Here is a 22,163-nt window from a genome sequence, read left to right as displayed (position 1 = left end):
CTACGTAGCCCCTCGACAGGTTTGGAAGCGGCGGAAGCAATTTGAGCACATCCTTTATGTCACTTCGAATGGAGTAAATGCCGACGAAAGCCCACAAAAGGGATTTTCGACATCAAAGATCAAGCGGGCCGGAATGAGTCTCTGGCCTCCGGAGCCTGATGTTTGATCATCAGGTGGCGGGTCACCGAATATTCCTGGACCGCCTCCTGGCTCATGTCCTTGCCGAAGCCGCTTCCCTTGACCCCGCCGTGCGGCGCCTCGGAGGCGATGGGCAGGTGGTCGTTGACCCAGGTCACGCCCACGTCCAGCCGGTGGGAGACACGCAGCGCCCTGGCCACGTCCCTGGACCAGACCGAGGAGGCCAGGCCGTAGGGAGTGTCGTTGGCCAGCCGTACCGCCTCGTCCTCACCGTCGAACGGCAGGGCCACCAGCACCGGGCCGAACAGTTCGCCCTGGACGATCTCGCTGTCCTGGCGGGCGTCGGCGATCAGCGTCGGCGGGTAGTAGAAGCCCGGGCCGGACAGGGGGGCGCCGCCGCAGAGCACGGAGGCGCCAGAACGTTCCACGAAGCCGTGCACGCGGTCGCGGTGACCCGCGGAGATCAGCGGGCCGATGTCGGTGGCCGGATCCCAGGGATCCCCCACCTTGATCTGTTCGAGCGTCGCGCGAAGCGCCTCGACGGCCTCGCCGTACACCTCGCGGGAGATGTAGACGCGGGTCGCGGCCGTGCAGTCCTGACCCGTGTTGTACGTCGCGCCCATCGCGACTCCCCTGGCCATCTCGGCCAGGTCCGCGTCACCGAAGACCAGGGCCGGGGCCTTGCCGCCGAGTTCCAGGTGGACCCGCTTCAGCGATCCGGCGGCCCCGCGCATGACGGCGCGGCCGGTCGCGGTGGAGCCCGTGACGCTCACCATGTCGACGCCCGGATCACCGGCCAGGGCCTCTCCCACCTCCGCGTCGCCGAGAACCACCTGAAGCAGGCCCTCGGGCGCCCCGGCACGGGCGAACAGCTCGGCCAGCCTGAGCGTGGTGCCCGGCGTCTGCGGTGCGGGCTTGATGACCACCGCGTTTCCCGCCGCGAGTGCGGGGCCCATCTTCCACACGGCCATGACAAGGGGGAAGTTCCACGGGGCGATCGAACCGACGACGCCGACCGGGCGGCGGACCAGCACCGAGGTGTAGCCGGAGCTGAGCACCCCCGCGCCGGTGCCGTCCAGCGAGCGGGCCGCCCCGGCGAAGAAGCGAAGGTTGTCGGCCGCGAACGGCAGCTCGCCGTCGCGGAACACCGTCGCGGGCTTGCCCGTCTCGGAGACCTCCAGCCGGGTGAGCTCCTCGGCGTCGTCCTCGACGAGGTCGGCGAAGCGCAGCATCACCCTGGCCCGCTCGGCCGGGGTCGCCGCGCTCCACTCCTCGAAGGCGGCGCGCGCGCGTCGTACGGCGGCCGCCACCCCGTCGAGCGGGGTGTCGGCCACCTCCCGCAGGAGCTCGCCGGTTGCCGGGTTGATCAACTTGCCCATGGAACTTCCCTCATCGTGGTCGTGCGGGGAACCTTTTAGGCGCCGGCCTTTTCGATCAGGTCCGCGGCCTTGCGCAGGCCGTCACGCCGGCGGATCTCCTCGCCGGCGGCGGCCAGGCGCTCGCGGAGTCCGGTGTCGCCGAGCAGCCGCTCCAGTGCGCCGGTCAGCTCGGAGTCGGTGAACTCGTAGGTGGACAGGCGCACGCCGTAGCCGAGCTCGTGGACACGCTGCGCGTTGTCGTACTGGTCCCAGAACAGGGGCAGCAGGATCATGGGCTTGCCGAAGTGCAGCGCCTCGGTGGTGGTGTTGTTGCCGCCGTGCGTGATGACCAGGTCCACCAGGGGAATGATCTTAGTCTGCGGCACGAACTCGGCGCCCCACATATTGTCGGCGAGCTCGATCTCCTCGTGCAGCGGACCCATGGAGACGATGAAGCGGTGCGGGGTGGTGCCCAGCACCTCGATGACCCGCCGCATCAGGGAGACGTCCGCCGAGCCGAGCGAGCCGAGCGAGAAGTAGACCAGCGCGCCGTCCTTGTCGGCCAGCGACGCGGGGAGCTCGAAGCCGCCGTCGGTCTCGCGGACCGAGGAGTCCAGGCGGTGCCAGGAGGCGGGCAGCGGGCGGGCGTCGATGTAGTCCGTGATCTCGGGGAAGACGTAGAGGTTCAGGTCCCCCTCGTGGATGAAGTCCAGGTCCGGCAGCGGCTCGGCGCCCTGGGCGACGACCCATTCGTTGAAGGCCGTCCAGATCTCACGGTGGGTGCGGTCGTACTCGGCGCGGAAGGCGTCCCACTCCGAACGGTCGTCGGCGGGCAGCCCGGAGAAGACCGGCGCCACGTCCTCGCCGCGCACCTCCAGCGGGTTGCAGGAGACGATGCGGACGAACGGCTTGCCCGCCGTCAGCAGCGCCGGGAAGGTGATGACGTTGTCCTCGACGATGACATCGGGCTGAACACGCTCGATGATCGCCTTCAGCTGCGGCTCGCAGTACTTCACGCCGTCGATGAGCGCGTCCCAGATCGGCTTGGTCACCGTCTCCAGCTGCACCTGAGTCGACTTGCGATACTCGGGGGCGGTGTCCCGGATGAAGTCCTTCCAGAACTGTCCCGCGTCCTGCTCCTCCTCAGACGGCGGCGCGAGGTCGACCAGATCCTCCTCGAAACCCAGAGCCTCCAGTTTTCCCTTCCAGGAGGATTCAGCGGCGAAGACGACGCGGTGTCCACGCCGACGCAGAATGTCACCGATGCCGATGCAGTTGTTCGTCGGCCCGTAGGCACTCTCCGGCATGAACAGGATCGTGAGAGACACCACGCCTCCTAGCGTCTAGGTTGTTGGCTTTTTGAAGAGCGATTCAATTGTCTAGCTAGCAAAACCGGCCGAAAACGGTCACTATGGACCCCGGCACAGAGAATGGTCTTCGACGAGCGGGGAATTATGACGCGCAAGGGGCGGGCGGATCGGCGTCTGGATCTCATCGCGGCCGCGCACCGGGCGATCATCCGGTACGGCACCGAGGGAGTTCATCTCAACCACGTCGCCGAGGAGGCCGGACTGACCTCCGGGGCCGTCCTTTACCACTATCCCCGCCTCGGCGAGCTGCTGGTCGACGCCCACCACGCCGGGATGGAGCGCTTCTACGAGCAGCGCCTCAAGCGGATCAACGGCATGCGCGATCCCGCCGAGAAGCTCGTCGTGACCATCCGCTCGGGTCTGCCGCACGGCCCGGACGACCCGGACGTCCGGCTGCTCAACGAGCTCGGCGGAGCCGCGGCCCGCAACAGGATGTACGCGCTGCTGCTCACCACGCTCTACGACCGCCAGGTCTCGCTCTACCAGAGCATCCTGGACACCGGAGCCGCGCTGGGGACCTTCACCCTGACCGGTGACGCGCTGGTCATCGCCCGCAACCTGGTCGCGCTCGAAGATGCGTACGGTTACCGCATAACGGCCCGCCACCCGGTGATCGGCCCGGAGGAGGCGGTCGAGCTGATCCTGGCCTATGCCAGAATCGCGACCGGCAACCCGCTCAAGGCGAACAACCCGCTCAAGACGTCTCACTGAGGGATCAGCACTCCGTCCCCGGCAGACCAGGAGAGTGCCACCGGAGATCCCGCCTGGACCTGGGTGGCCCCCTGGGTGGCCACCAGAACCGGCGTCGAGCGCCCGGCCACCCGGACCGAGACGTGCGAGACACCGCCGTAGAAGCTGACGTCGACGACGTCTCCGCGGAGTACGCCCTGGCCGTCCAGCCTGAGCCGCTCCGGCCGTACGGCGAGCAGCGCGGGCGTCCCGTCGGGCAGGGTCGACACTCCGGGGAGCACCCCGAGCCCGTCACTGGCCAGGCCGACCGAGCAGGCCCTGCCCTCGAAGAGGTTGTTGGCCCCCACGAAGCCGGCGACGAACGGGGTGCGCGGGCGTTCGTACAGCTCCACCGGCGCGTCCACCTGCTGGACCCTGCCCTCGCTGAAGACCGCGATCCGGTCGGCCAGGGACATGGCCTCCTCCTGATCGTGGGTGACCACGACGAAGGTGATGCCGACCTCGTTCTGGAGCCGCTTGAGCTCCAGCTGCATCTCCGCGCGCACCTTCTTGTCCAGCGCCGACAGCGGCTCGTCCAGCAGCAGCAGGCGCGGCCGCTTCACGATCGCGCGGGCCAGCGCGACCCGCTGCCGCTGGCCGCCGGAGAGCTGCTGCGGTTTGCGCCCGGCCATCGTGTCCAGCCCGACCTTCTCCAGGACCTCGCCCACCCGGCGGCGGATCTCCGCCCCCGCCAGCTTCTCCCTCTCCAGGCCGTAGGCGACGTTCTTCGCCACGGTCATGTGCGGGAACAGCGCGTAGGACTGGAACATGAGGTTGACCGGCCGGCGGTGCGCGGCCTGCCGGAGAAGGTCCTCGCCGTCCAGCGTGACGGTGCCCTCGTCGGGGGCCTCGAAGCCGGCCAGGATTCTCAGGAGGGTCGTCTTGCCGCAGCCGCTGGGACCGAGCAGCGCGAAGAACTCGCCCTGCCGGATCTCCAGGGAGACCTCCGACAGAGCCGTGATGTCGCCGAACCGGCGGCTGACACCTGTGATCTGCAACATTAGGACAGGGACTCCGTCAGTCGGGTCATCCGCTGCGCCGCGATCACTACGGTGAAACTCACGGCGAGCAGCAGTGTGGCCAGCGCGTTGATCTCCGGAGTGACCCCGAAGCGGACCATTGAGTAGATGACGATGGGCAGGGTGGGCTCGAGCGGCGCCGCGGTGAAGGACGCGATCACGAACTCGTCGATGGAGAGCGTGAACGCCAGCAGCGCACCCGCCACGATGCCCGGCGCGAGCTGCGGCAGCGTGATGCGGAAGAACGTGGTGAACGGCGTCGCGCCCAGGTCCCTGGACGCCTCCTCCAGGGAGGTGTCGCTGTTGGCGAGCCGGGTCCGGACCACCGCGGTCACGAACGCCATGCCGAACACCGTGTGCGCCAGCACCACCGAGTACAGGCCGAGGGTCGCCTTGATCGTGGCGTAGAACACGAGCAGGCCGATGCCCAGCACCAGGTCGGGCAGGACGGCCGGCATCACGCTGATCGCGTCCAGCAGCCGTGACCTGCTGTGGCGGGCCAGGCCCACGGCCAGCAGGGTGCCGAGCGCGGTGGCCAGCACGGTGGATCCGACCGCCACGATCAACGTGTTGATCAGGCCCTCGCGGACGTTCGCGTCCGAGGCGAGCTCGCCGTACCACTTCAGGCTGAAGCCGCCGAAGGTGTAGGGCGAGTCGTCGGAGTTGAACGACATCGCAACAAGAACCACGATCGGCGTGTACAGGAAGACGTAGGTCATCCAGAAGGGGACGTACATCAGGCGGGGTCTACGCACGGCGGGCACTCCAGGCCTGCAGGAGGAGCAGGACGATCAGCACGGCGATCAGCGCCAGCGAGAGGGTGGCTCCGAACGGCCAGTCGCGCGCCTTGAGGAACTGGTCCCTGATCAGGTTGCCGACCATGATCGAACGGCCGCCGCCGAGCAGTTCGGGAACGACGAAGTTACCGAAGCTCGGCACGAAGACGAACAGGCACCCGGTGATCACGCCCGGCAGGGTCAGCGGCAGCGTCACGGAGAGGAACGTCCGGGCGGGCCTGGCTCCGAGGTTGGCCGAGGCCTCGCGGAGCTGCGGGTCCAGCTTCTCGATCGCCGCGTACAGGGGCAGCACCATCAGCGGCAGGTAGGAGTAGACGAGGCCGGTGATGATGGTGCCCTGGTTGTAGAGCAGCTCCAGCGGCTTGTCGATCAGCCCCAGGTCCATGAGCGTGGAGTTCACCAGGCCGGGGCCGCTGAGCAGGATGATCCAGGCGTAGATGCGGACCAGGAAGTTCGTCCAGAACGGCAGCACGATCGCGACCAGGGCGATCGTCTTCCACTTCCGGGGAAGCTGAGCGATCAGGTACGCCGTCGGATAGCCGACCAGCAGGGCGATCACCGTCGCGATCGTGGCGATCTTCAGCGAACCGAGCACGACGTCGAGGTAGAGCGGATCGATCAACCGGGTGAAGTTCTCCCCGGTCAGCTCGTAGACGATGCCGCCGAAGCGGCCCCTGCGGAAGGGGATGTAGCTGAGAAGCAGCGCCAGCGGGACCAGCAGAAGAACGATCAGGTAGGTCAGACCCGGCCCCAGGAAGACAAGCCGTCCCAGGGCACGCGACCGGCGCGCCTGTGACTTCACAGGCGCGCCGGAGACGGTGGAACGTGCCACTACTTCGCCGAGACCTCGGTCGCGAGCCGGGTGAACTTCACCGAGTCCTCGCCGAGGTCGACGATGGACTCACCCTCGAGCAGCTGCGAGGGGGTCATCTGGAGCGGGGCGTTGGCGGCCTTGAGCGCGGGGTCGATGGAGTCCATCGCGGCCTTGTTCGGGACCTTGTAGAGGATCGTCTCCGCGGCCCAGCCGTGGATCTCCGGGTCCAGGATGTAGTTGATGAACGCGTGGGCGGCCTCCTTGTTCTTGGAGGACTTCAGCACGACCATCGTGTCCACCCAGAGGTCACTGCCCCCCTTGCCGTTGACCACCGGCGGCACCATGAACTTGATGTTCTTCTCGGTGGTCGGGCACCAGCCGTCCCACGCCTCGGCCATCACGGTCTCGCCGCTCTTGAGCTTGTCGCCGAAGGTGGTGTCGTCGTAGCCGAGCAGCTTCGGCTTGGCCTCCAGCAGCTTCGCCTTGACCTTGGCGAGCTCGTCGTCGCTCCTGGTGTTGACCGAGTAGCCGAGCGCCTTGAGGGCGGGCAGGGCCAGCCAGCGCTCGGTGGTCATCATCGTGACCTTCTTCACGGCCTCGGCGGGCGGGTTGAGGATGTCCTCCCAGCTCGTCGGCGGGGTCTTCACCAGGTCGGTGCGGTAGCAGATGCCCGTGGTGCCCCAGGTGTAGGGGACCGAGAAGGTGTTGCCCTTGTCGTAGGCGAGCTCCTTGGCCTCGGGGTAGAGGTTCGCAAGGTTCGGGATGAGCTCGGGGTGGATCGGCTCCAGCAGGCCGGCCTCGTTGAGGGCCTGGGCGTACTGGCCGGAGACGAAGGCCACGTCGAAACCCGTGTCGGTGCCCGCGGTCAGCTTCGCCATGATGATTTCGTTGGTGTCATGAAGCGCGACCTTCAGGTCCAGCCCGAGCTTGGCCTTGACCTTCGCGGGGAGGTCCTCGGGGGTGTAGCCGGGCCACACCGAGATGGCCACGCTCTGCTTGGAAAGATCCGCGTTCGGGTTGAGCTGCGCGGAAGAGGCACTGGCGGCAGGGACGGCGGCAGTGTTGTCTGCGGCCTCCCCGCCGCAGGCCGATGCTGCGAGCGCAAGTCCGACCACCATGACGGCAGCCGGAAAACGACGGGTGTACCGGATACGGGACACGGCCGCATTCTCCTTCAAAATTCAGTGTAAGTGGGGGCAGACTGGTCGCAGTAGACACGGCAGACCAAAGCAGGAGTGTTGCAGCCAAGAATAACTTGAGCAAGACTTTTCGGGACACCGCCCCTGGAAAGCCTGGTTTGTTTGGTGAACCGATGTTCAATATGGAACCGACTCGACACGGTTCCGGAGGCCGGCGACGGGCGAACAAGCCAACTAGTTGAGGCTTTGACCTGCGCTGTTTCCGAACCATTCATCGTTCGTCACTTTCACCCTCTTCCCGAACCCGCCGCTTCCGGTTTCTCAAGTGGTACTCAAACGTCATCGAATCGTCAGGATGATCCGGCCGGCGAACGCGGGTTCGACGTGGATCAGACCAATCGCTCAGTGGTCGTCGGCGAGAGCGTGGTCGTGAAATGGCTCACTCCTCCGGCCCCGCTACCCCAGCCGACCCCGGACGTGTTCGCCCACCTGACCTCGGTCGGCTTCACCGCGACGGCCACGCCGTACGCGGCCGTGTCCCGCAGGGACGATGAGGGCGAGCTGTTGCTCGCCCTGGTCACCGCCTACCTCCCGGATGCCGTGGACGGCTGGGAGTGGTGCGTGGACGAGGCCGTCTCCGGCGGCACGTCCTTCGCCGCCGACCTGGGCGTCCTCTCCGCCGATCTGCACGCGGCGATGGCCACCCCGTCCGAGACCTTCCCCGACCCCGTGCGCACCGCGACGTTCCCCGTACGGCACACACAGGACAAACACGGACATCATGACATTAGGCCGGTGAACCCGTGGTTCACCCGAGCCGAAGAGGCCGTGAACACGGCGCTCACGCTGACCGGCGGTGACGACGGCGACTGGCTCTCGGCCCACGCCGGCGCACTCCGCGCGGAGATCGCCCCGCTGGCCTCCTCCGGCGCCACCCCGCTGATCCGCATCCACGGCGACCTGCACGTGGGTCAGATGCTCCGCTGGCGTGACGGCTACGCTGTGATCGACTTCGACGGCAACCCGACGGTCGTCGGCGCGGAGCCCTTCCAGCCCGCCGCCCGCGACCTCGCCCAGCTCACCACCAGCCTCGAACACGTCGGCCAGGTCGCCGTCAAGCGCCGCGACGCCGACCCCCACGTGATCGCCGGATGGGCCGCCGGCGCCCGCGCCGCCCTGGAGTCCGCCTATGTCGGCCGCCTGACCGAGCTCGGCCACGCCGACCTGCTGGACCGCTCCCTGCTCCGCCCGTTCGAGGTCGAGCAGGAGTGCCGCGAGCTCATCTACGCCGCCGGTCACCTCCCCCGCTGGCGTTACGCACCCATGGGCGTCCTACGGTCGTGGTACCGGTGACCCGACATCGGTCTTGGCACCGATGACCCGACGCTGAAATCGGCACCGATGGTCCAACGCTGAAGTTGAAGGAGCGCATGTGAACCCCGAGCTGTACCTCGCCGACCTGGAGGCCAAGCCTGCCGCGCTGGCCGCGCTGGCGAGCACCCTGGAGACCGGAGACCCGTTCGACGGGATCCCGGCCGGCATCCGGCGGGTGGTCTTCCTCGGCATGGGCAGCTCCCGATACGCCGCCCGGGTGGCCGCCCTGCGCCTGCGGGCGGCGGGCGTGGACGCGGTGGCCGAGTACGCCTCGGCCACCGCGTCCTATCCGGCGACTCCGGACACCCTGGTCGTCGCGATCTCCGCCACCGGCGGCAGCAGGGAGACCCTCGACGCGGTCGCCCGTTATCGCGGCCGGTCCTTCGTGCTCGCCCTGACCAACAGGCCCGGCTCCGCGATCACCGAGGGCGCCGACCTGGTGGTCCCCATGGTCGCGGGCGAGGAGCGCGGCGGTGTGTCCTGCCGGACCTTCCAGCACACCATCGGCCTGCTCCTGGCCCTGCAGAACCACCTCACCGCCACCACGTCCGGCCCGCTCCCCGGCCCCGAGTCCCTGCCGGGCACGCCCATGCCCGGCCTGGACGTTCCCGGCGTGAAGGTGCCCGGCGTGGACGGGGCTCGCCTGGACGTGCCCGGCCTGCTGCGCCGTACGGCCGAGGCCACCACCGACCTGCTGGACCGTCGCGGCGAGTGGCTGGAGCCGGCGATGAGCCTGCTCGACGGGCCGAACGGCGTCTACACGATCGCCCCCGCCGAACGCCTGTCCTCCGCCGAGCAGTCCGCCCTGATGTTCCGCGAGGGTCCCCGCCGGGCGGCCGACGCGTGCGAGACCGGCGACTGGTCCCACGTGGACGTCTACCTGACCAAGACCCTCGACTACCGGGCCATCCTGTTCCCCGGCTCCCCCTACGACGACCAGGCCATGGAGTGGATCCGCGAGCGCGGCTCCGCCGTCCTCACCGTCGGCGGCGAGCTCCCCGACGCCAAGGGCTCCGTCCGCTACCGCCACGACGACGACCCCGACGTCGCGCTCCTGACCGAGACGCTGGTGGCCGAGCTCATCGCCGCCCGGTGGTGGCTCGCCGGATAACCCGTGCGCCTCGGCGCGCGGAGCCCCCATGGGGCTGCGGACCACGAGGCGGTCAGAGGCTGTTGAGACCTCCGAGGACGCGTTCGAGCAGGTCGGGCCCCGGGCCCCTCTCATCGATCTGGGGGTGGTGGATCCGGACCAGGCCCTCGGACTCCATGTCCGAGATCAGGACGCGCGCGACGCCGAGGGGGGTGCCGAGGAGGGCGGATATCTCGGCGACGGAGCGGATCTGACGGCAGAGCTCGCTGATGACCCGGTATTCGCGGATGTAGGACAGGCCGAGCTGCTCGGTGGTCGCGGAGGAGACCAGGGCCTCCATGGCGAGCTTGGTGCGCGGAGCGGTCCGCCCGCGGCTGACGGTGTACATCCGCACCAGCGAGCTCTCCTCCTCGGGAGGCTCTCCGTATGCCGCGCCGTACGGGAGGGGCACGTCCTGTTGCGAGTTGTACGCCGGGGGCTCGGACCACGGGTCGTCGCCAGGAGGTTCGGCCTGCGCGTCATATCGGAGCGGGTCTTCCTGGGGCGGCACATGGCCGTCCCTGGACCTCTGCCGGTATCGGGGAGGGTCTTCCCGCGGCGGCACATGACCGTCCCTGGACCTCTGCCGATATCGGGGAGGGTCTTCCTGTGGCAGACCACGACCCTCTCGAGACCCCTGTCGATCATTCCAGTATTCACCCGGCACGGTTTAATTCTCCCGGTTCGGGAGCTCGTTACGGGCCTTGCGCACGCCCTCCTGGAAACTGGACAACCGGCTGCGGACCTTCTCGGCCGAGATGGGCGCCGCGGGCGGCTGGGGCTCGTTGAGCGGGCTCACCGAGCCGGGGATCAGATTGTCCCTGGGAGCCCGTTTGGGCAGGCCCGACGCGGTCGTCCCACCGGAGGTGGGGACGCTCGCCGCCTGGGCGGCGCGCCAGCCGCTGTCACCGGGGGACGACCAGGAATCGGGCTCGGCCCGGGGCTCCGCGGGAACGGCCCGGCCCGGATCCACGGCGGGGAACTCGGCGGTGGAGGGCTCCCCGGTGGGGTTCTCCGCGAGATCCGCGGCGATGCGGAACCAGGCCGACTCCACCGCGGCGAAGATCGGCAGAAACTCGTCCTCCGAATCCGGCGGCGACGCTCCCCCGTTCGGCATCGATCCGATGCCGTTCGCCTCGCCGGGGCGACGGTCGAGCGGGCCGGGCGGCGGCTGGGGAAACCGGCTGTCCTCCCGCTCCGCCCAGGTGAGCCGTTCGGCGGGTGGGTTCCACACGCTCGGCTCCGCCATCCCCGCGGGCCAGGTCTGCGATGGCACGGCAGGCATCTCCTGAGCGAACGGCGCCGCCAGGAGGGGAACCGCGGGGAGCGGACCGCCGAACCGCGCAGGCGCGGCATCGGTGCCGGTGAGGGGGCCGGGGAGGGGGGTGGCATCGGGGAGAGGGGCGAGGAGGCTCTCGGGAAGGACGATCATGGCGTTCAGGCCGGTTTCCTGGGGGCTGAGCTGAACGCGGATGCCGTGTTTGAGCGCGAGGTGGCCGACCACGAACAGCCCCATGCTGCGGGCGACCGAGGCGTCGGCGGTCTGGGGGTTGGCCAGGCGCCAGTTCACCTGGGAGATCTCGTCGGGCGTCATGCCGATGCCCTGGTCGGCCACCGAGATCATCACACCGCCGCCGTCGATGGGGCTGCTGGACACCACGACCTCGTTGGCCCTGGACGAGAACGAGACCGCGTTCTCCACCAGCTCCGCGAGCAGGTGGACCACGTCGCTCACCGCCGGGCCCGCCACGGCGACCTCGGAGTTGACCCGGGTCACCACCCGTTCGTAGTTCTCCACCTCCGACAGTGAGGCCCGGACCACGTCCATCAGCTCGACCGGCTGACGCCAGCGCCGCACCACCTCCTGCCCGGCCAGGACCAGGAGGTTCTCGCTGTTGCGGCGCATGCGGGTGGCCAGGTGGTCGAGCTTGAACAGGTCGGCCAGGCGCTGGTCGTCGCGCTCGCCGCGCTCCAGCCGTTCGACCAGGGTGAGCTGGCGTTCCACCAGTGTCTGGCTCCGGCGGGAGAGGTTGACGAACATCGCGTTGACCGTGTTGCGCAGCCTGGCCTCGTCGCCCGCCAGTCGTACCGCCTCCCGGTGGACCTCGTCGAACGCCCGCGCGACCTCGCCGATCTCGTCGCGGGACACGACTCCGATCGACGGCACCTCGGCGGGGAGCTCACCGTCACGCGACTCGCGCACCTGCTGGACGTAGGCGGGCAGCCGTTCTCCGGCGACCTCCAGCGCCTCCCTGCGCAGCCGCTGCAACGGTCTGACCAGCGAGCGCGCCACGCCGGTGGTGATCAGCAGCACGATCAGCAGCAGGCCCGCGACCACTGCGGCGACCAGCAGGGCACGGCTCTGCTCGGCGTTCCTCAGCTCCTGGCTCCGTACGACGATGTCCTGGGCGTACCGCTTCTCGACCTCGCGCATCCGGTCGATCGTCACCGACGACGCGTCGAACCACTCCTTGGCGTCGTCCTTCTTCGCCAGGTCCAGCCCCTTCAGCGGGGCGCCGGAGGCCGCGCGGAGCAGGATCAGCTCCCGGAGGAACTCAGCCCGGTCGGCGGTCCTGCCGTTGACGGTCTCGTCGAAGAGGCGGCGGCCCTCGCCTCCGGCCTCGGCGGCGACGGTCTTGCGTTCGTTGCGCTCGGTGGAGAGCGCGCCGAGGAACGTCTCCATCTGCCCCTGCTCGAACCGCTCGGCGACCAGCACCACCGTGAGCAGGGCCCGCTGGAGTGAGAGCGCCTCCTTGGCGCGGGCGAGCGCGCCCAGGGTAAGAGCCTGGCCCAGGAGCACGTCGTCGGCGCTGCCCCTGCCGAGCTCGTCGTGGAGGGAGAGCAGGTCGGCCATGATCAGGGAGTAGGCGTCGATGGCGGCGTCGGGCAGCAGCGTCGACTTCAGCGCCTGGTCCCGCAACGGCTGGAGATCGTCCAGCCGGGCGAGCCCGGTCTCGACCTTGTCCCTGGTACGGCCGCTCATCACGTCGATGAGCGGGGTGCCGCTGTCGCGGACGCGCCTCACCGCTCCGTCCACCGAGCTCATCCGGTCGGTCACGATCTTCACGCCGCCCTGCGGCCGGCCGAGGGCGATGAACCAGGCCATGCGGTCGCGTTCGGAGGCCAGCTCATGGGTGAGCTGGCCGACATGGTCGGAGAGCCTGGCGAGGTCGTTGACCCGTTGGTAGTCGGTGGCAGCGCGCAGTGAGGCGAATACCTGAACTCCGCCGAGCAGCACCGCGGCGACGGTGGGCACCAGGATGAGCGCGACGAGTCTCGAACGCACGCGCCAATTCCGCAGGCGCAGACCGCTGCCCGAAGCTTGGACCTTGTGTGTACTCACCGAACGCTGCCTCTCGGTGGATGAGCCGCCTGGCCGAATTTCCCATGACTCCGGGCAATTCGAGCACATCTCAACCCACGAGGCCAATGGAACCGAGCCCAAACAAATGCCCGGTTCACTGGGCGACAGAGGACAAAACCTGGAGCTCCAACCAAGATCCAGGGCTCCGGATTTGGGCATCTAAATACCATTATCGGGTGTTTATCCCATATATATGACCGTTTGCATCGTTCCATTACGGACGCGCAGACGGGCGGACGGCAGGGTGGAGGGGTCGCAACGATCTCTAGGAGATCAAAATATTGCTATTTGCGGTATCTCCGCTATGTCCCGCCCCCTGCGCCCCTGACCTCCCCTCCGGCACGAACGCCCGAGAGGCCTCCCGTCGGCGCCGGGTGCGCGGATCGGCGCTCCACCCCCGCACAGCAGGGGGGCTCCCGCGCCGTCGGCGCCGAGCCGGCGGCTCCGTCGCATCGCCGAAACTCACCCTCGTTCGATCGGCTCGATTTCGAACCTATGTTCGATGAAAACGAACGTTACCGCATGCGGCCATCCCGCTTCAAGGAACTCCGCCGAAGACACGATCGCCTCCCGAAGACGCCTCCCCGCGGCCCCTCATGCCCGGCGCGAAAGCCGGAGGGCCGGCCCTCGCTACACTCGGCGGATCCTGGCGTCGAGCTTCGGAGGAGAGAGTGGCCTTATCCGACGGCCCGGGCTTTTCCGGGTCCCCAAGCAACCGATCGGCCGGCCTCGTGAGAAGACGACTCGCGGCGGCAGCCGCGGCGCTCCTTCTCCTCACCGCGTGCAGCGGCGAGCAGGAGAGACCTCCGGCGACCGGCGGCACCGTGAAGATCGCCATCAACGGGTGGGCGGGCTACGAGGCCAGCGCGGCGGTCCTTTCCCGCCTCCTGACCCAGGAGCTCGGCTACCAGGTGCGGGAAGTGCCGCTCAACGAGGCCGAATCCTGGAAGGGACTCGAAAAGGGCACGGTCGACGTCATCGTCGAAAACTGGGGACGCGAGGCGGAGAAGAAAACCTACATCGAGGAGAAGAAGGTCGCGGTCTCCGCTGGAAGAAATGGCAACAAAGGCGCCATTGGGTGGTACGTCCCACAATGGATGGCCGACCGATACCCGGATATCACCGACTGGCGGCAGCTCAACAAGTACGCCCATCTATTCAAAACGAATAAGTCTGGCGATTTAGGCCAACTCCTTGACGGAGACCCCTCATACGTCACCAACGACGAGGCGCTGGTCCGCAATCTCGGCCTCGACTACAAGGTCGTCTACGCGGGCAGCGAGAAGGCCCTGATCGACGCCGCCAGGCGAGCGACCGAGCAGCGTACCCCGCTGCTGATGTATTTCTACGAACCACAGTGGCTCTTCGCCCAGACCAAACTGGTGAAGATCAATCTTCCGCCGTACGCGATCGGCTGTGACGCCAGAGCCGCCGAGGTCAAGTGCGACTATCCGCCCTACCTGCTCGACAAGATCGTGAGCAGGCGGTTCGCCGACACCGGCGGCAGGGCCTACGAACTGGTGCGCAACTTCGTGTGGACGAACGCCCAGCAGAACGCGGTCGCGAACGACATGACCAACAACGGCCTCAACGCCGACCAGGCGGCCGCGAAGTGGATCAAGGCGAACAGGATCGTCTGGAAGGACTGGGTGCCCAGCTGACCCCGAGGTCCCAGCGCTCCGGCCGCGAGGATCCAGCCGACCGACCCCGACGTCCCAGCGCTCCGGCCGTGGGGGCCCAACCGGCTGTTCCCCGGCATCCCAGCGCTCGGCCGCGAGGGCCCGGGCCGACCGGCGCCTCCGGGCCGGCCGGTCGGCCCGGAGGCGTCAGGCCGGACGCGAAAAGCGGCCGTCACGCGGGCGAACACTCGCGGACGGCCGCCTCGGCGGGAGCTCTGTTTTCCCTGGTTTTCCCTGGGTTTCCCTAGACCGGCGTGCCATAGGCCGCGCGGACTCGCAGGACATGCTCCACCAGGGTGATGAGCGTGCTCTTGACGGAGTCGCGGTAGCGGGCGTCGGTGCGCACGACGGGAATGTGCGGGGCCAGCGCCAGTGCCTCCCGCACCTCGTCCTCCGAATGCGGGAACTGCCCGTCCCAGCCGTTGACACCGACCACGAAGGGGAGCTTGGCCTCCTCGAAGTAGTCGATCGCAGGGAAGCCGTCGGCCAGCCGCCTGGTGTCGATCAGGACCACCGCGCCGATGGCGCCGCGGACCAGGTCGTCCCACATGAACCAGAACCGGTGCTGACCGGGGGTGCCGAACAGGTAGAGGATCAGGTCCTTGTCCAGCGAAAGGCGGCCGAAGTCCATGGCGACGGTGGTCGTCGCCTTGTTCGGAGTGAGGCCGAGGTCGTCGATGCCGGCGCTGGCGTCGGTCATCACCGCCTCCGTGGTCAGCGGGAGGATCTCCGACACGGCGCCCACGAACGTGGTCTTGCCCACGCCGAACCCGCCCGCGACAACGATCTTCGTTGACGTCAGGCCTCCGTGATTAGAGCCTGCGTAGTCCACTGAGAACCCTTTCGAGCATGTTGAGATCCGGCTGTCCCTGTTCGAGACGTGGCTGATGGATACGGACCAGGCCCTCATCGACCATGTCGGCCACCAGCACGCGGGCCACGCCGAGCGGAATCCTCAGCAGGGCCGAGATCTCCGCGACCGACCGGAACGAACGGCACAGCCTGATGATGGCATCCTGCTCGGGAGTGAGCAGGGCCATATCCTCCTCCATGATGAACGAGGAGGAGACCAGAGTTTCCAGAGCCATGTGATAGCGCGGTTCGGATCGGCCACCGGTGACCGCATATGGACGGAACAGGGGCTCTTCGTCCCCGGTTCCGTCACCGCCGAGCACGGCCCTCTCCTGTGAAGAACACGCTCACTATCGGCTCCGGGAGGACTGCAGCTCGGCCCGGAGAGCCGGGGTGAGCACCTGGCCGGCCCGGTCGACGAGGAGGGTCATCTGATAGGCCACCAGACCCATGTCGCACTCGGGAGAGGCCAGCACGGCGAGCACCGAACCGTCGCTGATCGCCATCACCAGCAGCAGGCCGCGTTCCATCTCGACCACGGTCTGGGTGACCGCGCCGCCCTCGAAAACGCGCGACGCGCCCACGGTCAGGCTCAGCAGGCCGGCCGCGACCGCGGCCAGCTGGTCGGCTCGATCGGTTGGAAAACCCTCGGAGCTGGCGATCCGCAGTCCGTCGGCCGAGACGCACACCGCATGCGCGACCCCGGGGGTACCGCGGACGAACTCGGTGATCAGCCAGTCGAACCTGCGTGCCTCATGGCTCAGAGTCGTCACGAACCCTCCTCCTTGACCCCCGGGTTACCGGTGGCATCTTCATCTACTTCAGCACGGCCCCGTCGCACACCTTGCTGGAAACTCGACAGGCGGCTACGTACACGGTCCGCCGATATCGGCGGCATCGGGGTGGTGGACGGCAGCACACTGGCTGCGACGCCGGGCACCAGGTTGGCTCTGGGAGTGCGCTTGGGCAGGCCTGCCGCGGTGACCCCGCCGAGGGCGGGATCAACCGCCGCCTGCGCCGCCTGCCATCCGGCGTCGGCCGGCGTCTGCCAGTTTCCGGTCTCTCGCACCGGAACCCCCTCCCTGGCCGATCCGCGGATCGGCTCACGAAGCGACTCGTGGATCGGCTCCGCCACCGGCTCACGAACCGGTGAGCCGGTGGTTCCCTGGATCGTTTCGGAGAACGGCACGCCGGTCGCCGGACCGGACCCGGCCGGGGAGTCCAGCGGGCCGGGGAACGGCGCCGCCGCTCCCTGCGCGGGCTCCTCGACGACGGCCTCGCGCTCGCTCTCGTCGTCTGCCCGGCGGAACCAGGCCGACTCGATCGAGGCGAAGATGGGCAGGAACTCCTCCGGCTCGGCTTCGAGCGGGGAGTATCCCACCGCGGGCATCGACGAGGTCTCCGCGTCGTCGTACGAGGCCTCTCCCCAGCTGGGGAACCCCGTGGGAGGGGTGGATCCGTTGCCGTTCGTGTCCTGCGCCGGGCGCCGGGGAAGGGCGAACTCGCCGGTCACCGGGGCGCCGAGCGAGGGCGCCGGGAACCCCTGCCGGCCGGAGGCCGAATGGTCGTCGGACATCGACGTGGAGCCGTACGGGGGTGTCTGCGGGTCGGCCGCGCCCGGTGCCCGGCCGAAGGACGACTCCCCGTAACCCGGCGAGACGGAGGTCTCATCGAAGGGAATTCGCGAGGCGGGGGTCTCTCCGAAGGACGACTCACCGTACGCGGAGCCCCGCGGAGCCGGAGGCTCACCGAAAGGAGTTCGCGGAGCGGGAGGCTCACCGAAAGGAGTTCGCGGAGCGGGAGCCTCTCCGAAGGACGACTCACCGTACGCGGGGCTCCGCGGAGCGGGCGTCTCCCCGAAAAGGGATCGCGGGGCAGCGGGCTGACCGAAGGACGAATCCCCGTACGAGGGATCCCGCGAGACGGGGGTCTGACCGAAGGAGGTCTGACCGAAGGAGGCCTGCCCGTACGAACTCTGCTGGGGGGGCGGGTTGACGCCCCACGACGGGGTCTGGGTCGGCTGGACCATCTCGACCATGAGCTCCGGCGGAAGGAGGACCATGGCGACGAGGCCGCCGACCTCCTGCGGGCGGAGCTGGACGCGGATGCCGTGGCGGAGCGCCAGGCGGCCGACCACGAACAGGCCCATCCGCCGCGACACCGACACGTCCACGACGGGCGGGTCGGCCAGGCGGCGGTTGGTCTCGACCAGTTCCTCGTTGGTCATGCCGATGCCGACGTCGCTGACCGCGAGCAGCGCGCCGCCACCCTCGATCATGCTGCTGGAGACCACGACCTGGCTGGCCCGCGGGGAGAACTGGATGGCGTTCTCCACCAGCTCGGCGACCAGGTGGACGATGTCGTTGGCGGTGCTGCCCGCGACCGAGATCGCGCGGTGCACCTTGACCTGGACGCGCTCGTAGTCCTCGACCTCCGACAGCGAGGCGCGCACGACGTCGACGAGCTTGGCCGGCTGGCTACGCCTGCGGGTCGGCTCGTGACCGGCGAGGACCAGGAGGTTCTCGGAGTTGCGGCGCATGCGGGTGGCGAGGTGGTCGAGCTTGAACAGGTCCGACAGGCGGCCGCCGTCCTCCTCGCCCTTCTCCAGACCGTCGATCAGCGAGATCTGCCGCTCGACCAGGGTCTGCGTACGGCGCGACAGGTTGACGAACATGGCACTGATGTTGGAGCGGAGCTCGGACTCCTCGGCGGCCAGCCGGACGGCCTGCCGGTGGACCTCGTCGAAGGCCTTGGCGACTTCCCCGATCTCGTCCTTGGTGTCGACGGAGATGGGGGCGATGTCAGGTGTCTGGGTGTCTCCGGAGACCCGGAGACGGCGCACGACCTCGGGAAGCCTGAATCCGGCCACGTCCAGGGCCTCGACCCGCAGGCGGCGCAGCGGCTGGACCATCGAGCGGGCGATGAGGACGGTGAGACCGAGGACCAGGAGCAGCAGGACCAGGATCAGCCCGGCCGTGATGATCGCGTTGCGCTGCTCGGTGTCCTCCAGCTCGCGGGCCCGGGTGACCACGTCACTGGCGACCTGGGTCTCGACCTTCTTGATCCGGTCGATGGTGGTGCCGTTGTCCGAGAACCACTGCTTGACGGCGTTGAAATCGGAGATCAGCCGGCCGGTGTGTCTCCGGTCGCTCGCGAGAAAGATCGCCCTGGCCTTGGTCAGCTCGGCGCGGGTCACCTTCTCGTCCTGCATGGCGCTGACGAAGAGCTGGCCGTTGTCCGGGCTCGCCTCGACGCTGAAGTCCGCCTCGTACTCCTGCATGCGCGAGCGGGAGGCGATGAACTTCTCGAGCTCCTGCGGGTTGATCAGCGTGGGGGCGTAGTAGCCGGCCAGCAGGCGAGCCCGTTGCTGGGAGATCTCCTCCTTGGCGTGGGCCAGAGCGCTGAGCGCACGGGTGTTACCGATGATCTCCGAATCGTCGCTGACCAGGGTCAGCTCCTCGTGGAGCTGCAGCAGCGGGGAGACCATCTGGTTGTACCGTTCCACCTGGGCGGTGCCGGTCACCTTGCGCAACTCGGGCAGTCCCGCGAGCTGGTAGGTCACGTCCTTCGCCGCCTTGGCCACTCGGGGGCCGTAGGACTCGTCGATCCCCTGCAGCTGGAGCCGGACCCGGTTGACGATCGCGTCGACGGTCTTCTTCTGCTCGTCGGCGCTGTCCTTCAGCCCCTTGTTCGAGGGCTGGAACAATGACCAGGCAACGCGGTCGCGCTCCAGTCCGAGCGCCTGGGCCAGGTCGCGCAGCCCTCCCGAGTAGTCCGCCGCGGCAGCGGTCCGCTGGTATCCGGCCACGCTGTCAATGGAGGTGACGACACGGGTGGCGGCGAGCACGACGCCCACCACGGTCGGAACCAGGATCAGCGCCGTAAGGCGCGAGCGAACGCGCCAGTTTCTCAAGCCGAACCGGGCGGCAGGCCGCTTGCCACGGTCGTGTGCCGGAGCACCCCCGCTATCGGTTGTCGCCGTCGTCACCGCTCTCGCTACCCCTCACCATCACGACACAAGTGGGATTCATCAGACCACAAGGTCACGTGAAAGATTCGGCAAAGCCGACATACCGGACTTAATCGTTACGAAGGAGACGGTTGAATGATTGACGAAGGTTACCGCAGGGCGGACAGCACCTGGTCGCGCACCTGCACCCGCTGAGCCTCGTCCGTCAGAGGACGGCCGGCCCTGTCAACCACGTAGAAGACGTCTACCGCCTCTGCGCCGAGAGTCTCCACACGTGCGGCCCTCACGTCAAGGCCACATTCACCAAATGCTCTACCGATTCGCCACAGAAGTCCCGGTCGATCATGCGCGCGCACCTCGATGACGGTCGCCGTGTTGGACGCGTCGTCCACGAGCGTCACCCGGGGCGGCGCCACGGGCACCCGGGTCGGGCGTAGCGATCTGGTCCTTCTGGCCAGGCGCTGTTCGATGTCGAGCCGTCCGGCCAGGACCAGCCGGAGGTCGGCCTCCAGTGTCGCGGGGTCGGGCGGCGAGCCGTACTCGGGGATGACCGAGAACTCGATCATGGCGGTCGATCCCGCCGAGGCCGCCGAGGCGGCGCGGACCACCATCCGGTGCGCGGCGAGCACTCCGGCCGCGCGCCAGAGCAGTCCGGCCCGATCTGGCGCGACCACGGTGACCGCTCCCCCGTTGATCCGTACGGCGCCGCCGCCGTGGCGGGCCAGGGAGGCCTGCTCGACCGAGAACGAGGGCGCGGGCCGCAGCGGGGTGCCGGAGAGCGCCGAGCGGACCCGGCGCACGAGGTCGGCGACCAGCGAGGCCTTCCAGGAGTTCCACGCGGCGGGACCCGTGGCGTTGCCGTCGGCCACCGCGAGGGCGGCCAGCAGTTCGAGCACCTCGCGCGTGCCCACGGCCTCGGCCACCCGGGAGATCGTCACCGGGTCGTCCAGGTCGCGCCGGGTGGCGGTCTCGGGCAGCAGCAGGTGATGGCGGACCACGGTCTCCACGATGTCCACGTCCGCGGGAGGCAGCCCTATCCGGGCGCTGATGTCGCGGGCGACGACGGCGCCGACGGTGGAGTGGTCGCCGGGATAGCCCTTTCCGATGTCATGCAGGAGCGCGGAGATGAGCAGCAGGTCGGGCCGGGACACCTCACGGGTGAAGGAGGCCGCTCCGGCGGCCGCCTCGATCAGGTGCCGGTCCACGGTGTAGCGGTGCACGGGGTTGCGCTGCGGGCGATGGCGCACCCGCTCCCAGTCGGGCAGCAGCCGGACCAGCACCCCCGCCTGGTCGAGCTCCTCCCAGACCGGAACGGCCGCGCGCCCGGTGCCGAGCAGGGCCACCAGCGCGTCCCGCGCCTCGTCCGGCCAGGGCACGGGAAGGGACGGCGACTGGGTGGCCAGCGCGGTGATGGTGGCCGGCGCGAGGGGCAGTCCCGCCTCCGCCGCCGCGGCCGCGGCGCGCAGGACGAGCACCGGATCCTTGCGCGGGTTGACCCCGCGGGCGAGCACGACCTCGCCGCCGTGCTCGACGACGCCGTCCGCGAGCGGGCGGCGCCCTCTCGGCGTGGGGCCCGTCAGCAGCCGGTCCACGGTGCGCCAGGTGGCGTCGAAGGCGTGGCCGATCGTCCGGGCGGCCTCGGCGAGCCTGCGCATCAGCGCCTCGGCGTCGAGCAGGCCCAGAATCCCGGCGACCGCGTCCTGCTCCTGGAGCACCAGCCGGTCGGCACCGCGAGCGGTCACCAGGTGCAGGCCGTGCCGGATGTCGAGCAGCAGCTCATAGGCCTCGCGGACCCTCGGGCCCGGGGCCGAGGCGACCCAGGCCGCCGCCACCGCCTGCATCGCCTGCACGTCGCGGATCCCGCCGCGCGCGTCCTTGAGATCGGGTTCGAGCAGGAACGCCAGCTCACCGCTCGTCTCTGCCCGCTTGTCCGTCGCGTCGCGCAGCTCACCCAGACGGCGCCGGGAGTCGGCCCGCCACTCGGCGAGCACGATCTCGCGCGCCGACCGCGTCAGCTCGGGATCCCCCGCCACGTGCCGGGCCTGGATCAGCCCGAGCACCGCCTTGAGATCCTCTCTGGCGACCTTGGCGGCCTCGTCGACGGTCCGGACCGAGTGGTCGAGACCGACGCCGGAATCCCAGATCGGATACCAGATGCGATCGGCGATGCGCGCCACGTCGTCGCGCCCGTTGTGCAGCAGGACCAGGTCCAGATCGCTGCCCGGCGCGAGCTCGGAGCGCCCCAGGCTCCCAACCGCGACGAGCGCGACCCCGGTGAGGGCGCCGCGCTCGTCAACGTTTCTTGTCGTTCCCCCGTTTGGCCCGTACGGCGTGCCACAGGCGGTCCGGAGCAGGTCCGTCAGCCAGCGGTCGATGTCCGCGGCCCGCTCCTTGCGGGCCGCGGCGTACGAGCGAGTGTCGCCTCTCACCG

17 protein-coding genes are annotated in these 22,163 nt (G+C 68.9%); 4 read left to right on the top strand and 13 right to left on the bottom strand.

The window, feature by feature from the left end; all coding sequences use genetic code 11:
• Positions 1 to 119: 119 nt before the first annotated feature.
• Positions 120 to 1,517, bottom strand: coding sequence for an aminobutyraldehyde dehydrogenase (locus DKM19_RS07330; protein WP_110695050.1), 1,398 nt, complete (start codon positions 1,515 to 1,517; stop codon positions 120 to 122).
• Between the two features lie 35 nt (positions 1,518 to 1,552).
• Positions 1,553 to 2,824 (bottom strand): glycosyltransferase, encoded by a 1,272-nt coding sequence (locus DKM19_RS07325; protein WP_204358691.1) that lies wholly within the window; start codon positions 2,822 to 2,824, stop codon positions 1,553 to 1,555.
• A gap of 126 nt (positions 2,825 to 2,950) precedes the next feature.
• Here DKM19_RS07325 and DKM19_RS07320 point away from each other — a divergent pair, with 126 nt between their 5' ends.
• On the top strand, positions 2,951 to 3,577 hold the full coding sequence (locus DKM19_RS07320) for a TetR/AcrR family transcriptional regulator (RefSeq protein WP_089208032.1): 627 nt from the start codon (positions 2,951 to 2,953) through the stop codon (positions 3,575 to 3,577).
• Here the strand turns inward: DKM19_RS07320 and DKM19_RS07315 are convergent.
• Genes DKM19_RS07315 through DKM19_RS07300 form a run of 4 tightly spaced genes read right to left on the bottom strand, consistent with a single transcriptional unit; the run spans position 3,571 to position 7,385 of the window.
• Positions 3,571 to 4,596, bottom strand: coding sequence for an ABC transporter ATP-binding protein (locus tag DKM19_RS07315; RefSeq protein WP_089208031.1), 1,026 nt, complete (start codon positions 4,594 to 4,596; stop codon positions 3,571 to 3,573). The genes DKM19_RS07320 and DKM19_RS07315 overlap by 7 nt on opposite strands.
• Positions 4,596 to 5,369: an ABC transporter permease gene (locus tag DKM19_RS07310; protein WP_110705534.1), complete on the bottom strand. Its 774-nt coding sequence runs from the start codon at positions 5,367 to 5,369 to the stop codon at positions 4,596 to 4,598. The genes DKM19_RS07315 and DKM19_RS07310 overlap by 1 nt, the downstream gene beginning before the upstream one ends.
• On the bottom strand, positions 5,362 to 6,243 hold the full coding sequence (locus DKM19_RS07305; protein WP_204358690.1) for an ABC transporter permease: 882 nt from the start codon (positions 6,241 to 6,243) through the stop codon (positions 5,362 to 5,364). The genes DKM19_RS07310 and DKM19_RS07305 overlap by 8 nt, the downstream gene beginning before the upstream one ends.
• Positions 6,243 to 7,385, bottom strand: coding sequence for a spermidine/putrescine ABC transporter substrate-binding protein (locus DKM19_RS07300; RefSeq protein ID WP_204358689.1), 1,143 nt, complete (start codon positions 7,383 to 7,385; stop codon positions 6,243 to 6,245). Before DKM19_RS07300 ends, DKM19_RS07305 begins: the two co-directional genes overlap by 1 nt.
• 363 nt (positions 7,386 to 7,748) lie before the next feature.
• On the opposite strand from DKM19_RS07300, the gene DKM19_RS07295 reads away from it, so the two are divergent.
• Positions 7,749 to 8,717, top strand: a complete 969-nt coding sequence (locus tag DKM19_RS07295) for an aminoglycoside phosphotransferase (RefSeq protein WP_110695049.1) — start codon at positions 7,749 to 7,751, stop codon at positions 8,715 to 8,717.
• Positions 8,718 to 8,796: 79 nt separating this feature from the next.
• Positions 8,797 to 9,849 carry an SIS domain-containing protein gene (locus tag DKM19_RS07290; RefSeq protein ID WP_110695048.1) on the top strand — a complete coding sequence of 351 codons (1,053 nt, stop codon included), beginning with the start codon at positions 8,797 to 8,799 and terminating at the stop codon, positions 9,847 to 9,849.
• A gap of 52 nt (positions 9,850 to 9,901) precedes the next feature.
• On the opposite strand, the gene DKM19_RS07285 is transcribed toward DKM19_RS07290, so the two are convergent.
• Positions 9,902 to 10,378 (bottom strand): DUF742 domain-containing protein, encoded by a 477-nt coding sequence (locus DKM19_RS07285; RefSeq protein ID WP_255415506.1) that lies wholly within the window; start codon positions 10,376 to 10,378, stop codon positions 9,902 to 9,904.
• 159 nt (positions 10,379 to 10,537) lie between these two features.
• The gene (locus DKM19_RS07280) at positions 10,538 to 13,153 is read right to left on the bottom strand and encodes a nitrate- and nitrite sensing domain-containing protein (RefSeq protein ID WP_239514127.1); all 2,616 of its coding nucleotides are present in this window, start codon (positions 13,151 to 13,153) and stop codon (positions 10,538 to 10,540) included.
• An 809-nt stretch (positions 13,154 to 13,962) separates the two neighbouring features.
• On the opposite strand from DKM19_RS07280, the gene DKM19_RS07275 reads away from it, so the two are divergent.
• Entirely contained in the window at positions 13,963 to 14,892 is a 930-nt protein-coding gene (locus tag DKM19_RS07275; protein ID WP_204358688.1) for an ABC transporter substrate-binding protein, read from the top strand.
• 262 nt (positions 14,893 to 15,154) lie between these two features.
• On the opposite strand, the gene DKM19_RS07270 is transcribed toward DKM19_RS07275, so the two are convergent.
• From DKM19_RS07270 to DKM19_RS07250, 5 genes are all read right to left on the bottom strand, one after another.
• Positions 15,155 to 15,712 (bottom strand): ATP/GTP-binding protein, encoded by a 558-nt coding sequence (locus tag DKM19_RS07270; protein WP_110705530.1) that lies wholly within the window; start codon positions 15,710 to 15,712, stop codon positions 15,155 to 15,157.
• A 10-nt stretch (positions 15,713 to 15,722) separates the two neighbouring features.
• Positions 15,723 to 16,085, bottom strand: a complete 363-nt coding sequence (locus DKM19_RS07265; RefSeq protein ID WP_089208026.1) for a DUF742 domain-containing protein — start codon at positions 16,083 to 16,085, stop codon at positions 15,723 to 15,725.
• Between the two features lie 27 nt (positions 16,086 to 16,112).
• Positions 16,113 to 16,535 (bottom strand): roadblock/LC7 domain-containing protein, encoded by a 423-nt coding sequence (locus tag DKM19_RS07260; RefSeq protein ID WP_089208025.1) that lies wholly within the window; start codon positions 16,533 to 16,535, stop codon positions 16,113 to 16,115.
• Complete coding sequence (locus DKM19_RS07255) at positions 16,532 to 19,621, bottom strand: nitrate- and nitrite sensing domain-containing protein (RefSeq protein WP_162641349.1); 3,090 nt, start codon at positions 19,619 to 19,621, stop codon at positions 16,532 to 16,534. Before DKM19_RS07255 ends, DKM19_RS07260 begins: the two co-directional genes overlap by 4 nt.
• A 260-nt stretch (positions 19,622 to 19,881) precedes the next feature.
• On the bottom strand, positions 19,882 to 22,161 hold the full coding sequence (locus tag DKM19_RS07250; RefSeq protein ID WP_110695045.1) for a [protein-PII] uridylyltransferase: 2,280 nt from the start codon (positions 22,159 to 22,161) through the stop codon (positions 19,882 to 19,884).
• Between the last annotated feature and the right edge of the window lie 2 nt (positions 22,162 to 22,163).

Source organism: Streptosporangium sp. 'caverna' (genome assembly GCF_003203775.1).
Taxonomy (GTDB): Bacteria; Actinomycetota; Actinomycetes; order Streptosporangiales; family Streptosporangiaceae; genus Streptosporangium; species Streptosporangium subroseum.
This window is presented reverse-complemented; position numbering and strand designations above follow the sequence as displayed.